This window comes from Ahrensia sp. 13_GOM-1096m, from assembly GCF_000620605.1.
GTDB classification, from domain to species: Bacteria; Pseudomonadota; Alphaproteobacteria; order Rhizobiales; family Rhizobiaceae; genus Ahrensia; species Ahrensia kielensis.
The window spans coordinates 22,425-36,942 of record NZ_JIAX01000012.1 but is presented as its reverse complement, the minus strand read 5'-3'; the positions used below and the strand labels follow the sequence as shown (position 1 = coordinate 36,942).

15 protein-coding genes are annotated in these 14,518 nt (G+C 46.9%); 9 read left to right on the top strand and 6 right to left on the bottom strand.

The window, feature by feature from the left end; translation table 11 throughout:
* Positions 1–14: 14 nt before the first annotated feature.
* Positions 15–767: an SDR family NAD(P)-dependent oxidoreductase gene (locus N530_RS0109510; protein WP_035266834.1), complete on the bottom strand. Its 753-nt coding sequence runs from the start codon at positions 765–767 to the stop codon at positions 15–17.
* A gap of 232 nt (positions 768–999) precedes the next feature.
* Between N530_RS0109510 and N530_RS0109505 the strand changes: the two genes are divergently transcribed.
* The 7 genes from N530_RS0109505 to N530_RS0109475 all read left to right on the top strand — a co-directional run bounded on the left by N530_RS0109505 (position 1,000) and on the right by N530_RS0109475 (position 8,730).
* A complete protein-coding gene (locus N530_RS0109505) occupies positions 1,000–1,590 on the top strand; it encodes a TRAP transporter small permease subunit (RefSeq protein WP_026480516.1) in 591 nt (196 codons plus the stop codon).
* On the top strand, positions 1,590–3,473 hold the full coding sequence (locus tag N530_RS0109500; protein ID WP_026480515.1) for a TRAP transporter large permease subunit: 1,884 nt from the start codon (positions 1,590–1,592) through the stop codon (positions 3,471–3,473). Before N530_RS0109505 ends, N530_RS0109500 begins: the two co-directional genes overlap by 1 nt.
* A 614-nt stretch (positions 3,474–4,087) precedes the next feature.
* The gene (locus N530_RS0109495; RefSeq protein ID WP_026480514.1) at positions 4,088–4,312 is read left to right on the top strand and encodes a hypothetical protein; all 225 of its coding nucleotides are present in this window, start codon (positions 4,088–4,090) and stop codon (positions 4,310–4,312) included.
* A 172-nt stretch (positions 4,313–4,484) separates the two neighbouring features.
* Positions 4,485–4,712, top strand: a complete 228-nt coding sequence (locus N530_RS0109490; protein WP_026480513.1) for a hypothetical protein — start codon at positions 4,485–4,487, stop codon at positions 4,710–4,712.
* A gap of 233 nt (positions 4,713–4,945) precedes the next feature.
* Complete coding sequence (locus N530_RS0109485; RefSeq protein ID WP_026480512.1) at positions 4,946–6,595, top strand: type I secretion system permease/ATPase; 1,650 nt, start codon at positions 4,946–4,948, stop codon at positions 6,593–6,595.
* Positions 6,592–7,905, top strand: coding sequence for an HlyD family type I secretion periplasmic adaptor subunit (locus N530_RS0109480; RefSeq protein WP_026480511.1), 1,314 nt, complete (start codon positions 6,592–6,594; stop codon positions 7,903–7,905). The genes N530_RS0109485 and N530_RS0109480 overlap by 4 nt, the downstream gene beginning before the upstream one ends.
* A 123-nt stretch (positions 7,906–8,028) precedes the next feature.
* A complete protein-coding gene (locus N530_RS0109475) occupies positions 8,029–8,730 on the top strand; it encodes a tellurite resistance TerB family protein (protein WP_026480510.1) in 702 nt (233 codons plus the stop codon).
* A gap of 170 nt (positions 8,731–8,900) precedes the next feature.
* Here the strand turns inward: N530_RS0109475 and N530_RS0109470 are convergent, their stop codons facing one another.
* A complete protein-coding gene (locus N530_RS0109470; RefSeq protein ID WP_035266831.1) occupies positions 8,901–9,290 on the bottom strand; it encodes a DUF4345 domain-containing protein in 390 nt (129 codons plus the stop codon).
* A gap of 134 nt (positions 9,291–9,424) precedes the next feature.
* Between N530_RS0109470 and N530_RS0109465 the strand changes: the two genes are divergently transcribed.
* Both N530_RS0109465 and N530_RS0109460 read left to right on the top strand, forming a co-directional pair.
* Entirely contained in the window at positions 9,425–10,111 is a 687-nt protein-coding gene (locus N530_RS0109465) for a GNAT family N-acetyltransferase (protein ID WP_026480508.1), read from the top strand.
* A 53-nt stretch (positions 10,112–10,164) separates the two neighbouring features.
* The gene (locus N530_RS0109460) at positions 10,165–10,389 is read left to right on the top strand and encodes a hypothetical protein (protein ID WP_051540870.1); all 225 of its coding nucleotides are present in this window, start codon (positions 10,165–10,167) and stop codon (positions 10,387–10,389) included.
* Here the strand turns inward: N530_RS0109460 and N530_RS0109455 are convergent.
* The 4 genes from N530_RS0109455 to N530_RS0109440 form a co-directional block, all read right to left on the bottom strand.
* The gene (locus N530_RS0109455; protein WP_026480506.1) at positions 10,386–11,408 is read right to left on the bottom strand and encodes a nickel/cobalt transporter; all 1,023 of its coding nucleotides are present in this window, start codon (positions 11,406–11,408) and stop codon (positions 10,386–10,388) included. The two genes, N530_RS0109460 and N530_RS0109455, sit on opposite strands and share 4 nt — an antisense overlap.
* On the bottom strand, positions 11,399–12,049 hold the full coding sequence (locus N530_RS0109450; protein ID WP_026480505.1) for a DUF1007 family protein: 651 nt from the start codon (positions 12,047–12,049) through the stop codon (positions 11,399–11,401). Before N530_RS0109450 ends, N530_RS0109455 begins: the two co-directional genes overlap by 10 nt.
* Before the next feature lie 72 nt (positions 12,050–12,121).
* Entirely contained in the window at positions 12,122–13,030 is a 909-nt protein-coding gene (locus N530_RS0109445) for a LysR family transcriptional regulator (protein ID WP_026480504.1), read from the bottom strand.
* 126 nt (positions 13,031–13,156) lie between these two features.
* The gene (locus tag N530_RS0109440; RefSeq protein ID WP_155851960.1) at positions 13,157–14,500 is read right to left on the bottom strand and encodes an 8-oxoguanine deaminase; all 1,344 of its coding nucleotides are present in this window, start codon (positions 14,498–14,500) and stop codon (positions 13,157–13,159) included.
* Between the last annotated feature and the right edge of the window lie 18 nt (positions 14,501–14,518).

Sequence of the window (14,518 nt, the reverse complement as noted above, 5' to 3'; positions counted from 1 at the left end):
TCGAGATTGTACCGTCAGCTGATTAAGCTATAGCCACCATCAACAGTCAGGGTCGTTCCGGTCATATATCTTGACGCGTCACTCGCAAGTAAAAGACAAGCTCCATCCAAATCAGAAGCCTCCCCTAATCTTGCCAAGGGAACACGCGCTTTAAGCACCTGCCCGAGACCTTTGTTAAAATATTCATCGGTCATTGCCGATGGAAACCAACCAGGCGACAAATTATTGACGCGCACACCCGAACGCGCCCATTCAATAGCCATAGACTTCGTCAACTGGCTAAGCGCTGCTTTTGATGCTGAATAAGCAGCAAGCCCTGTCATGGATGAATCAGACATCACCGATGTGATATTAATGATTGAGCCCGCGACTTTATTTTTGCGCATTTGAGCTGATGCGCGTGTCGCAATATTTGTTGCCGCATAGACATTGAGATCAAAAATTTTCTGCAATTCATGCGTGGCTATTTTATCGAGGCGCTGGACCTGCGATATGCCTGCATTATTCACAACAACATCAACATTGCCATGAACATCATTCACATGCGCAAATAGCTTTTCAACAGCGCTCGCATCGGTAATATCGCCAATAAAATGCTCAAAATGATCAGCATGTGCGCCGACATCCCATCGCGGCTCTTCGCGCGATATACCTATGACTTTCGCGCCATGTGCAAGGTAAAGTTGTGCGATATGCGCGCCCAGTCCCCTCGAGACACCCGTCACAAGACAAACCTTGTCTTTTATTGAAAACAGCTCTTTGCTCATAGGCTATAGACAGCATCGCTATAAATAACGTCAAGCTGCAATGAAAATTTGGATTAAATACGCACCGATTTTCAACACTAGCCACAGAAAACACAGGCTGGTCAAAAATATTGACCACCGAATTGAATCTCGTTCTTTATGATGATAGCAAAACTATACGCTTTGAAATAACACATGATAAGCATTGGCATTTATGGGATAAAAGCCAGCCATTAGGCGCAAGGGGAGGAATATGACGGCACTTTTAAGGCTCTCATCAGCAATCGATGCAGTGACAGCATTCATCGGTAGATCGGTATCATGGCTAATTCTCGTCGCGGTACTGGTAAGCGCTGGAAATGCAATCATACGAAAATTATTTGATGCATCTTCAAATGCTTGGCTGGAACTTCAATGGTACTTATATGGCGCCGTGTTTCTTTTATCGGCGGCCTACACATTGCAACGCAATGAACATGTACGCATCGACATAGCGACATCCGGTCTATCCAAAAAGACCAGAGATTGGATCGACCTGCTCGGACATATCTTCTTCCTTCTACCTTTCTGTTTCTTGATGGTCTATTTAGGCTGGCCCTTCTTTTGGAACGCCTTTCAAAATGGCGAAACATCGCTGAACGCTGGAGGCCTGACCATATGGCCCGCAAAACTGCTGATTTTAGTCAGTTTCATACTTTTGACCGCGCAAGGCTTTTCAGAAATCATCAAGCGTTGGGCTGTCATCAAGGGCCTGATTGAAGACCCGACAATTCCAAAAGATTTACCGCCAGTCGTCCAGGAACTCGAAGCAGTTTCAGGCTCATCAAATCGGGTGGAAAAATAATGATTCAACTTATCGCCCACAACCTAGCGCCAATCATGTTTATATCTGTGATGGCCATGCTTCTCATTGGCTATCCTGTCGCTTTTACCCTTGCAGCTGGCGGCTTGATCTTTTTCATTATTGGCGTCGAACTTTCACAATATTCCAGTGAAATTCGTCTCTTTTACCCGCTGATACAGTCGCTGGCGAACCGCACATTTGATATCATGCGTAATGATACATTGCTCGCCATTCCATTCTTTACATTCATGGGACTTATTCTCGAACGGTCCCGAATGGCAGAAGATCTACTCGATACGATTGGTCAGCTGTTCGGCCCGTTACGCGGCGGATTAGCAATCGCCGTGATTATCGTTGGCGGACTTCTTGGCGCGACCACAGGTGTTGTTGCCGCATCCGTGATTGCAATGGGGCTGATCTCTTTACCCATCATGATGCGCTATGGATATGACCGCTCTGTTGCAAGTGGCACGATTGCCGCCTCAGGCACCTTGGCGCAGATTGTGCCACCATCACTCGTCCTGATCGTCATGTCTGACCAACTTGGACGCTCTGTGGGTGACATGTATGTAGCAGCGCTCTATCCAGCGCTCATGATTATGGGAATGTACTGCCTATACATTTTCTTACTCACGATCATCAGTCCTAAAAAAGTGCCGGCCCTACCCATTGAAGCACGCACGCTTGGCGGCGGCGTTACATCGCTGCTTGTCATGATCGCCTTGGCGGTCGGCCTTCATTACGCACTTTACAACTTTGTCTTTGCCGATCTTCGGTATGAGACACGATTTGTCTGGTCTGCTACGATCGCGACTTTGACAGCGCTTGGCGTTTCATTGCTCAATCGTCACTTGAAACTCGGCATCATTTCACGGCTTGCCGAACAAGTTATTATTGTTCTGATACCGCCGCTCGCACTAATCTTCTTGGTGCTAGGTACAATCTTCCTTGGTATTGCAACACCAACCGAAGGCGGCGCGATGGGCGCAACCGGTGCCTTGATACTGGCCATGTTCAAACGACGCCTTGGCATAAAAACACTCAAAGAGGCACTCGATTCAACGACCAAACTGACAGCATTTGTCATGTTTATCTTGATTGGCGCACGCGTGTTCGGCTTAACATTTTATGGCATTAATGGCCATATTTGGATTGAGGAGCTTCTTCTAGCGCTGCCAGGCGGCGAAACTGGTTTCCTTTTCGTCGTTACAGTGATCGTCTTTGTATTGGGATGTTTCCTCGACTTCTTCGAAATTGCTTTCATCGTGGTCCCACTATTGGTTGGTCCGGCAGAATCGCTCGGTATTGACCTAATTTGGCTCGGCATCATCCTTGGCATCAACTTGCAAACATCGTTCCTGACACCGCCATTTGGCTTTGCCCTGTTCTACTTGCGATCAATCTCGCCAACACAGGATTGGGATGATGAGGTTACTGGTGAGCGCATTGCAGGCATCAAAACAACACAAATATACAAAGGTGTTTTGCCTTATATCGTGATCCAATTTATCGCGATTATGGTTGTGATTTTCTACCCGCGTCTTGTAACCCACTACAAAGATGATGAAGTAAAATACAACATTGAAGATGTTCAAATTAATCTGCCAGGTATGGGCAGTGGATTACCAGGACTTGGCGGCAACGGAATGCCTGGCTTGAGCCTGCCCGCCCAAACAGGCGGTAATGGCGGCGGGTTAAGCTTGCCAGGAGGCCTTAATCTCAACGGCAGCCCTCCTTCTGGCTTACCGGGTCAAACCAATAATACGGAGCCGGCACAAAACGGCGGCTCCACTGGTAATAATGGTCAGCTTGGTTTGCCGGGGCAATTAAACCTCAATAGTCAGCCGCTTAATCTTGGCAACGAACCACCAAAAGTAAATTAAAGCATACGGTTTAATTTTATAACGCCGGACATATTGTCCGGCGTTTTTTGTTAGCCGCAAAATATTGATCTTATAGCTGAACGCTTCAATTTCTCCCGACCACGGCCAGAAAATTGGGAGGCAGAAATGCGCGATTCTAAAAAGTTCTTACGCATATTTTAATTCACCCGCGCCAAATAGTGGTGACAATCGCGCTTTACGCGAAAAAATTTTAAGCTTTCCAATTAAGCGCCGCTCATCACTTTTGCAGATGTAACCGCACCACTGAGCACAGGCGCAGAACACGTCATAGCACCTCACCATATAAAATTTCTCGTTAAAGTTGCACCTGATATCAGCTTTCAATTTCTATAGAAATTTCAATTATTTGTACGAAATATAATTTCGAGAGAATTTCAAGTTGAGCCAAACTCAAACACGATAAATGGCATTCGGATTCTGCTAACGCAGGCACATTAAATTCGCAAAAAATTTAAAACTGCACTGCCTCGCGTCACATGCAGCTTTTAATAAAACTGAAATTAAATCCAAAAATAGAGCTTTTCAAAGTTAAAAAAATGCGGTGTATTTTCTTTCACCACAACCATGTGGTGTAACCATAAGGAGAGAATATTATGGGACTATTAAGCAATGCGAATGAGCTCCTAGGGGACCTCGCTGAGGCAAATACTGAGATCGTTAATAACGACGTTCTTGGCGCGGATGGTCTTCTTGGTGACGTTCCTGACCTTGTTGAAGACGCTCTCACTGACGAAGAAGCTGGTGTTATAGGGGGCATAATGGACGGTGTTACTAACGTTGCCGAAGTCATGGACGGCGTCATAGATGACTTAATCTGATAGGACTGACGAACCATGTGCGCAGGTGGTCTGAGTGCTGCTTGCGCATATGGAGCTAACCTCAAAAGGTTGCGCAAAATATCAATTCTAAAATAGCGCTTTTCAAATTTAAAAAAGTACAGTGCATTTTCCACAACACAACTTATTAGTGTAAGCATAAGGAGAGAATATTATGGGACTATTAAGCAATGCGAATGACCTCCTAGGCAACCTCGCTGAAGACACTGCTGAGATCGTTGATAACGACCTTCTTGGCGAAGACGGCCTTGTTAAAAGCGCAGCTGAGCTTGCTGAGGAGTATGGCAATTTTGACGACGATGACGTTGTTGAAGAAGGTGGGCTTCTCGGAATGGTGGCCGATCTTCCCAAGATTGCCGACATGGTAGACGAGATATTCTAAAACTCGATCTAATAAGATTGAGAACCCATGTGCGCAGGTGGCCTGAGTGCTGCTTGCGCATATGGAACTAACCTCAAAAAGCCAAATTACCAGCATCAAGCTGTATATGCTGGACCAACCCCTACCCTTCTTGAGCAATGCTTAGCTTCATAGAAGCATATGAAATTAGCCCTTAAAGCAGCAAGGATAATTCAGTGAAGATTGAAGCCAACGATTCCCCCATCTCAATAAGAATGATCGCACCACAGCTGCTGCTCATGGCTTTTTTTTCCTTATTTATAAATGTGCTCTACTTAAGCTCCCCATTATACTTAATTCAAATATACAACAGAGTGCTTGTCGGCGGGAACGAAACCACACTCATATTACTTTCTTTCATTCTGTTTTTAGCAGTAAGTGTTATGTTTGTTCTGGACTTTGTCAGGGCAAAAATGCTGGTTCGATGTTCAATCGCTATCGATAGAAAACTTTCCGGCCGTATTTTTAAATCAACCGCAGAACGATCTTGGAGCAAGGGAGTATCTTTGGGTACGCGCGCCCTACGCGATTTTGATGAGTTCCGAAATTTTATAACCGGATCAGGCGCTTACTTTGCTTTCGATGCTCCATGGGCTCCATTATATTTAATCATATTATACATGATTAATCCCATTTTGGGCTATATCGGCACCTTTGGCTTTGTCCTTTTGGGCTGCCTTGCGTTCCTCAATGAATTCATAACAAGGGTCCCTATGAACAAAGGACAAGAGGAGACAAAACGAGCTTTTATTGTCGCAAATAATGTCATGCACAACTCGGATGTCGTTCGCGCAATGGGAATGCTCACGCCCATAGAACACCACTGGCAAGAAAGGCGCGCACAGATGCTTTTCTCCCAAGCTATAGCAAGTGACCGCAGCGCCGTAATGACTGCAGGGGTTCGCTCCTCAAGGCTCTTGCTGCAATCCATGATGCTTGGCGTCGGTGCTTGGCTTGCCCTAGAGCAGGTAATTATGCCCGCGACAATTTTTGCCTCGTCGATCATCATGAGTAGAGCGCTCGCTCCCATAGAACGTATGGTTGCAACTTGGCGCCAAGCGCGCTCGGCGCTTGCAAGTTATAAACGCATAAAATCGATGCTCGACGCCCCTTCAATTGAGGCACCTAAGCGCGTTGGAAATTCAAACAATGCTGTATTGGAAGGCAAAGACGTTTCCTATTCAGCACCTACAAAAACCAACCCCCTCTTTGAAAATATCTCGTTCAAGGTCGGCGAAGGTGAAGTCTTGGGAATTGCTGGCCCCAGCGGCTCAGGCAAAAGCTCCCTGATAAAAATGGTTATCGGCACGCGGCAACCAACGAACGGATCGCTACAATTTGGCGGATTGGCCATCCAAGATTGGGATGCAGCTGAGTTGGGCCGCATGACGGGTTATTTGCCGCAAAACACAGGATTATTTAATGGCACTATTAGAGAAAACATCGCCAGATTTGGCACATCTTCGATGGATGAGATCATAGAAGCTGCCGAAATGGCAGGCATTCACAAAGCTATATTGGACCTTCCAGATCAATATGAAACCATTATTGGCATGGGCGGCGAGAAATTATCTGGAGGCGAAATGCAACAATTAGCATTGGCGCGCGCACTTCTTTGCAAACCAAAATTATTGGTGCTTGATGAGCCCAGCTTAAAGCTTGATGAGGCGGGAAAATTATTCCTTCGCAACGCTCTGATCTCGATGAAGAAGAACGGATCAATCATTGTCTTAGTCACACAAATGGCGGAGCTTATCGAGTTTTCCGATAAAATTATTACGCTGCACAATGAAAAATCATCGGTCGATCATCAGCTCAATGCACTCCAAAACCCGCCTGAAAAGCGAATAGTGGCGCTACAATGAGTGAACTATATAGCAAGAAATTAGATAAATATCGCAACCCACTTGAACCAGCGATCACCGGCATATCAGCCTTTTTGCTTTTCATCGCAGTCTTGGTAATTTGGGGCAATATCGCGCCACTTTCCACCGCTGCAATTGCTCAGGGCAACCTTCAAGTTAAAACCCAAAGACAATCAATTCAGCATCCTTACGGCGGTATTATTGCACGGGTACTCGTATCTGAAGGCGATAGAGTTGCGCGCGATCAGCCCGTGATTGAATTGAACCGTACTGAGGTACAAGCAAAGCGAGATATTGCGACGGCAGAAGTCGTCACCCTGTTGGCACGCCAAGCAAGATTGACCTGCGAACGCGATGACCGAAAACCTGATTGTTTGCTGTCCTATGACAGATCAAAGTGGCCTTATGCTGAACTTGAACAAGCAATTTCTAATGAACATGCAGTCATGGTGGCACAGCGCCAACAATATGAGGCACAGATTGCGCTCCTAAAATCCCAAACCATACAAAACAAAGAGAAGATTGTCGGCCTAAGAGCGCAATCGAAAGGCTTATCCGAACAAAGCCGCATCCTTGAGGAAGAACTTCAAGGCGCTCGCAAATTGTTTTTGAAAGGCTACACGCCCAAAACGCGGATATTGGCGCTAGAACGCACAGCTGCAAGTTTGCTAACCGAAACAGAAGTCAAAAACTCTGAGATTACCAAAACGGAGCAAGCCGTTGATGAAACAAGACTTGCGATCTCGCAAATGCAATCTCAACGTATGAGCGACATTGTGGATGAGCTGCGCATCACACAAACAGCACTTACCAAGGCCCTTCCCGCACTCGTATTGGCTGATGATGCTCTTGATCGCACAATTATCAAAGCGCCTACGAGTGGATCGATTGTCGGTCTTTCAGTGTTCACTGTTGGCGGTGTCGTACAAAGCGGCGAAAGACTGATGGATATCGTACCGGACGACAATCCAATCATCGTTGAGGGCCGCCTACGGCTTTCTGACGTGACAACAGTTCAAAGCGGCGCGATTGCTGATATCGTATTGACGGGCGTGCCGCGCGGCAAACGCCCTTCTTTAAGCGGAAAAATTATCAGCATATCGGCTGACAAACTCACCGATACGAAATCGGGTGCCAGTTTTTTCTCAATACGCGTTGAAGTTGATCCCGAAGATATTCAAAACGCTGGAATACAGCTCCAACCGGGAATGCCAGCGGAAGTGATTATTTCCAATGGTACAAGAACACTTGTGGGCTATCTGTTTGAGCCGATGCTTGACGAAATCACACATGCATTTCGCGAGCAATAAATAATAAGCAAATGGTTTGATTGTAATGCGCGAGACATTTGTTAGTCGCAAAAATATTCATTCAATATTGCACTATACCATGCGCAACCCCATCTGACGTCTACCAACAACTGGGAGACATATATGTTCGACGCTAAGAAGCTTTTAAATGATCTTTTAAATTCACCTGTACCAGGCAGCAATGACAATGCCACAGTGCGCGATAAAGCCTCTCAAGTTGGCCAATTAGCCAAAGACAATCCGCTTGCCACCGGCGCACTCGCTGCCGTGTTACTGGGCACAGGGGCTGGACGTTCTATCACAGGCTCTGCTTTGAAAATCGGCGGCGTTGCAGCCGTTGCAGGCCTCGCATACAAAGCCTATCAAAATTACCAAAACGGCCAAAAGCCTGAAGCGACAAACGATGAGCAAGTTGTTTTGGCGCCGCCTAAAGATAGCGATTTTGCAACAGAATCCGCACCGCAAGGGGCTGATGAATTCACCCTATCGCTGGTTAAAGCGATGATTGCAGCAGCACGCGCCGATGGTCACATCGATGACATGGAGCGTAGCCGCATTGCTGATAAACTATCCGTGGGCGGCTATGATGAAGATGCGCAGAGCTTTATCCGCGCTGAACTTTCCAAACCCGTTGACCTTGATATGATTGTCGCTTCGGCAAAGACTGAAGCACAGCGTATTGAATTATATACAGCTTCACGCCTTGCGATCGATCCAACATCGCGCGCAGAACGCGGCTATTTAGATATGCTTGCTGGCCGTCTATCCTTGCCAGATCAGCTTGTCGATCACATCGAAGCGACAATAAAACAGGCAACGGTATAGTTAGTTCAAAGGCCGCATATGATTAATGAAAGTTAACCGTTAACTATTTATTAGGAAATTTGCGACATTATGGAACTAGAGATTACACGGGCTTGAGGTCTCCTCCCAACTTGGGTCCGCGCACTCGGGCGATCTACATCAGGTCGCCCGTTTTTTTATGCGCCTAATCTCTATCTCCCACTCAAACGCGCAACACGCCGCTGCCACAGCACAATCAATGGTGTAATGATCAGCTCCATAACCAACGCAAATTGATGGGGCATCGTGCCAAAACCGGTCAGCAGCCCTTCGTATAAACGCGCCAACCCGCCAATAAATACGATCACACCAAGGATTAAAAACCGATCCTTGCACTTCTCGACATTAGGAACGGAAATCACGAAGATCAGCCCAATGGCGAGCAAAAGGCCCGATAAATAGCCCACATGGCTTATCAGATCGACCGAATAGCTGCGCGCGCCAAACGTCCAAGGGCCGATTATAATTCCAGCCAACCCTGCCCCAATCGGCACGATAGAAGCGATAAGCACGGCAATTTGTAAAACGCGTTTTTCTAACATCACAGGTCTTTCATAATCGAGCCATCCTCATTGAGATCGGCATTGAAACCATGACAAGTTTTTCGTCCCTTTAGCAACTTTCCAATGGGTGAAAGATGCTTGATGTCTTATGGCAAGGGATATTTTGCGACACTATGGGTGATATGATGCAAGAAGATTTACAAAACTGGCAAGGTTGCAAAGCCCCAAAACCAGACATTCTTGATGGCAAACATATAAGACTTGAAGCCTATCAACCAGAAATGGCGGCAGAACTCTGGGATGCTTTTGGTGGCACAGCGTTCAACAAGCTGGCCTATTATTTCCCAAATCCAAATTTTGAAAACGCTGCTGAGTTTGGCGCTTGGCTGGATGGCAATCAAAGCAGCTATCACACAATGGTGTTTCGTGATCCGGCAACGCAAAAATTGCTCGGCATGGCATCATATATGCGCATGGACCCTGCCAATGGCGTTGTCGAAGTCGGGGCGGTTTGCCACGCCCCTATCCTTCAGCGCTCCATTGCAGCAACAGAAGTGCATTACCTTATGGCAAAACATGTGTTTGATGCGCTTGGTTATCGTCGCTATGAATGGAAACTTCACAATGAAAACGAACCATCGCACCGCGCGGCCAAAAGGTTTGGCTTCAAATTTGAAGGCATATTTCGCAATCACATTGTCTCTAAAGGAAAAAACCGTGATACCGCTTGGTATGCAATGACCAATCAGGACTGGCCTATTATCAAAGCCGCTTTTAAAGCATGGCTAGAGCCGTCAAACTTTGATAGTCAGGGCAATCAAAAAGCATCACTTGAAGAAATTCGAAATGCACTAACATAAAAGCAGCTGGTTTACGGCTGTAACGGCCATATCAATAATAAAGGGCAAGCACCTTGAACACGCCAGATAAAAATCAGAACTACGACCGCAAAACGATTATTACCGCTGCCGGTATTTTCATCGGGTTTTGTGCGGTGACGTATTTTCTACCAACCATTATGACTGCTGTTGGAACGAGCAATCAATATTTGACAGGCGGAATAATCGCCGCATTCTTGGTTCTGCCCTTTGTTGGCCTATGGCTGCGTGGCCGCAACAAATCGAAACACAAAGACTAAATCGCCATTGTTCCCGCGAGCAACAAACTGCCCAAGACGACCAGCAAAAGAGCGCCAAAAACCTCTATGCCCAAATGCAACCGGCTATTCATCAAGGCCGAGTTGGACATAGCCAAAGCCGCGTTTTTTGCCGTTACCGATAAGATCGCCAGCGCTGATACGGTTATCGCTGTGCCAAGGGCCATCGCGAAAACGGAAACAATGCCGCCCAAATAAAGACCGTTGAGCAAAGCAAAGCTAAACACAATAACCGCTCCCGAACAGGGCCTTATGCCAACGGCAAAAATAGCAGCTCCCGCCGAGCGCCAATCGAGCGGACGATCCAGTTGATCTGGGCTAGGCATATGCGCATGGCCGCAGCTTGAACAGACTTCAGCTTCGCCGTGATGATGATGATGCTCATCGTGATTATGGTGGTGGCCGTGGTCGTGACTGTGATCATGGGCGTGGGAATGACCGTGATCATGCGTGTCATGCTTGCGAGGATAAAACCCCTTTATTTTGCGCCACAAAAGCCAAATGCCGAACATAATAATTAGAATATAACTGGCAATTTCCAACCATTTTGAAGCATCGGTCATCGAAACCGATGTTCCGCGCAACAGCAAAAAGCCCGCGCCAACCAACACAATCGCTGAAAATGCTTGAAGAATAGAGGACGCAAGCGCCAGCACAATGCCCCGCCGCAAAGCTGTTTCATTCGCAACCATATAAGAGGAGATCACAACCTTGCCGTGCCCTGGACCAGCGGCATGCAACACACCATAAAGAAACGAAAGACCAACCAGCAGCCAAACCGCAGAGCCGTCCTCACGCATCGCTTTTAATGCGTTTGTCATTGAGCGATAAAACGCGCGCTGTTCGGTTCCAATCCATGTAAACAAAGAACCAAATAGGCCGCCACTCGGCATAATCGGTTGTTCAGCACCGCCAATACCAAGCGAAGACTGTGCATAAACGCTGCTACAAGCACCAATTAAAAGCACAGCCGCGACAATGAAACGGCGCTTCATGAGCATGAGACTTCCATGCGGGTCGCAAGAATTTTGCTCATATCATTCTCGGTCGTTGTATCGTAAAATGCTTCGGTCAAATTTTGCTCATTTTGTGCGAGCGCTTCATCAGGGTCCGGCACAACCATTTTGCGAGAGCAGCTTTTTGGCGCATCGATTAAAACCATGTCATCTTCGCTATAAAACTCGATAGCGGTATAAAAAGTCGTATCAAAAACACCAATTTTTGGCGCATCTTTGAGAGCCACTTCTTCAGCCGGAACAGTGGCAAACAAAATCAGCAACTGCCCATCTTCAATAGAGATCGCCATCTCTGTTACTTTTTTAAAGCCGACATCTCGGCCATTCACATCAATATTCTGAAAGTAATTAAAATCAGCGATTGAGGAAGAAACCGTATTGGCAACCTCATCCAGCTCTTTATCGTTCAAATCACCGCTTTCATCCATATCGAACTCGATCATGACAGTTGCAGTGAACAATTCATCAAACCGCCAAACATGGCGCAGTTCTTCTATCGTGCCCTGCGGTGTTGATTTGAGCTCCAGCCGCGCTTGAGCAAACACATGCGGGTGTGCAATTGCAACGGCAGGCAGGATTGCAGCAAACGCTGCGCCGGAAATTAATGTAGTAATTTTTTTGAACATATTTTGGGTCTGTTTTCTGAAATTGTTTTACAACAGCCAAAACCGGCTCTTTTATGGCAAGTCTGTTCTTAATTAAGAACGAATAGTCGCATCGTACTTTTTAAACCAATCTGCCAGAAAATCGACAAGGGCGCGAATTTTCGCAGGCAAATAGCGGCGATGCGGAAATACCGCATAAATACCACTTTCGATTTTCAAATAATCTTCCAAAACAGGAACCAGCAAGCCCTGCTCAACCTCATCGCGCACCACAAATTCTGGACACATGGCAAATCCAAGACCTGCTAAAGCCGCTGACTTCGTTGCCAATGGAGAATTAACAAACATCGCGCTTTTTACCTGTAAGGGCTTGGAATTACCCTCACCGTCGTGAAACGGAATGACATCGCGTCGCCGTGCATTAGTATCAACCACCCACGGCAAATTCACAGCATCTTCAGGCAGTTTCGGCATGCCATATTTTTTGATTGTTGCAGGCGAAGCGTAAGCTGCAACCCTAAATGCGGAAACCCGCTTTGCAATCAACGATGAATCATCAAGCGTCGACATTCGAATGGCTAAATCAAAGCCTTCCTCAACAAGGTCAACGAAACGGTCATCCAGCTCAATCTCAAGCTGAACTTCCGGATTTTGTTTGCAAAAATCAATCAAACTTTGGCCAAGCGACGTATCAGCAAATGTGCGCGGGGCCGAAAGACGCACCTTACCGCTAAGTCCAGCGCGCGCCTCACGCATCATATCTTGCAGTTCATCAAACTCACGAAGCAAGGCAACAGCACGTGCATAATATGTGTGACCAGCCTCGGTCAGCGAAAATTGTCGTGTCGTGCGATTAAGCAGAAGTGAGCTGACCTCATCTTCCAATTCCCGCACATATTTGGACAATAACGCTTTTGATCTGCCCATTGCTCGGGCCGCAGAAGAATAGCCCTCATGATCAACAACGGCCACAAAGGCACGCATCCGCGTTAGTGTATCCATCGACAAAACACCCTGTTTAAGGCCCGTATGTAGTTATCTAAGATCGATATTCCAGAGACGATATTGTATAAAATTCATCCGTTACATGACACAGCGTATTTCAAGCAATCATAAACGGGCTAGATTCTACTGAAACGCTTTAGAAGCTTGCCCATGATCTGCACGCAGTTTGGCCAAATCAACACCGACGGGATTAGCATCCTCAACAGTCCATTTTCCGGCAACCATAACACGGTCTGCAGTATGCGCGCCGCACAAAACAAGCGCTGCAAGCGGATCATGCGCACCTGAAAAACGCAAATCATCAAGCGTGAACATTGCAATATCGGCTTGCTTGCCCACATCCAAAGCACCCAGATCATGACGCCCAAGACATTGCGCAGAGCCTTGAGTGGCCCAGCGAAAAGCATCCATATGGCTGATTGTCGCGTCATATGTTAAGCGGTTAATCATCAAAGCGTGGCGCACGCCCTCCATCAGATTTGAAGAATCGCTGGAGGCAGATCCATCAACACCAAGGCCGACTTTTACACCGGCGGCTTCCAATTCGCGGGTTCGGCAATGCCCCGATGCAAGAACCATATTGGATGTTGGGCAATGCGAAACACCTGTGCCAGCTCTGCCAAGACGCTTGATTTCATCATCGTTGAAATAAATGCCATGCGCGAGCCATGTTTTATCGGTGAGCCAACCTGTCTCTTCCAAATAATCAAGCGGCCTGCAGCCCATCGTCTCCAAGCAAAAACTATTTTCATCTTCCGTTTCTGCCAAATGCGTGTGCAGCGCACATCCACATTTCTTGGCAAGCACAGCCGTATCTTTCATCAATTGCTTTGTAACCGAAAACGGCGAGCACGGAGCAAGTGCGACCTGCAACATCGCCCCTTCATCGGAACAATGATATTTCGATATTACGCGTTCGCAATCGGCAAGAATTGTATCGGCGTCCTGAACAATATTGTCAGGCGGCAATCCCCCATCTTTAACAGACATATTCATGGAGCCACGGTTTAAAACCATACGCACGCCGAGCTTGCGCGCGACTTCAGCCTGAATATCCATCGCATCGTCAAGGCCGTCAGGATATACATAGTGATGGTCAGATGCACAGGTGACGCCGCTCATCATCAGCTCCACGAGCGCTGCCTGTGTTGCCAATTCCAACGCATTAGGTGTTAGCCGCGTCCAAAGCGGATAAAGCGCTTGAAGCCAAGGGAAAAGCTCTTTGTTGATAGCATCTGGATGTGCACGCGTTAGCGTTTGGTAGAAATGGTGGTGCGTGTTGATCAAACCTGGAATCACCACATGGCGCGAAGCATCAAAAACATCATACTCACCTTGAGGTGATTGCCCCGAAGCAATATGCGCGATGATTTTGCCATCAGCGATAAGCAATCCACCACGCGCATCAACACCTTCTGGCACAAGTATCGCCAGTGGGTTTTTAATCCATAAAAGTCGATCAGACATCAAATTTCCCCTCATTTG

Bases quoted from the DNA above. Each gene is read 5' to 3' on its own strand.
- N530_RS0109510 (WP_035266834.1), bottom strand. From the start codon at position 767: ATGAGCAAAGAGCTGTTTTCAATAAAAGACAAGGTTTGTCTTGTGACG.
- N530_RS0109505 (WP_026480516.1), top strand. From the start codon at position 1,000: ATGACGGCACTTTTAAGGCTCTCATCAGCAATCGATGCAGTGACAGCA.
- N530_RS0109500 (WP_026480515.1), top strand. From the start codon at position 1,590: ATGATTCAACTTATCGCCCACAACCTAGCGCCAATCATGTTTATATCT.
- N530_RS0109495 (WP_026480514.1), top strand. From the start codon at position 4,088: ATGGGACTATTAAGCAATGCGAATGAGCTCCTAGGGGACCTCGCTGAG.
- N530_RS0109490 (WP_026480513.1), top strand. From the start codon at position 4,485: ATGGGACTATTAAGCAATGCGAATGACCTCCTAGGCAACCTCGCTGAA.
- N530_RS0109485 (WP_026480512.1), top strand. From the start codon at position 4,946: ATGATCGCACCACAGCTGCTGCTCATGGCTTTTTTTTCCTTATTTATA.
- N530_RS0109480 (WP_026480511.1), top strand. From the start codon at position 6,592: ATGAGTGAACTATATAGCAAGAAATTAGATAAATATCGCAACCCACTT.
- N530_RS0109475 (WP_026480510.1), top strand. From the start codon at position 8,029: ATGTTCGACGCTAAGAAGCTTTTAAATGATCTTTTAAATTCACCTGTA.
- N530_RS0109470 (WP_035266831.1), bottom strand. From the start codon at position 9,290: ATGTTAGAAAAACGCGTTTTACAAATTGCCGTGCTTATCGCTTCTATC.
- N530_RS0109465 (WP_026480508.1), top strand. From the start codon at position 9,425: ATGGGTGATATGATGCAAGAAGATTTACAAAACTGGCAAGGTTGCAAA.
- N530_RS0109455 (WP_026480506.1), bottom strand. From the start codon at position 11,408: ATGCTCATGAAGCGCCGTTTCATTGTCGCGGCTGTGCTTTTAATTGGT.
- N530_RS0109450 (WP_026480505.1), bottom strand. From the start codon at position 12,049: ATGTTCAAAAAAATTACTACATTAATTTCCGGCGCAGCGTTTGCTGCA.
- N530_RS0109445 (WP_026480504.1), bottom strand. From the start codon at position 13,030: ATGGATACACTAACGCGGATGCGTGCCTTTGTGGCCGTTGTTGATCAT.
- N530_RS0109440 (WP_155851960.1), bottom strand. From the start codon at position 14,500: ATGTCTGATCGACTTTTATGGATTAAAAACCCACTGGCGATACTTGTG.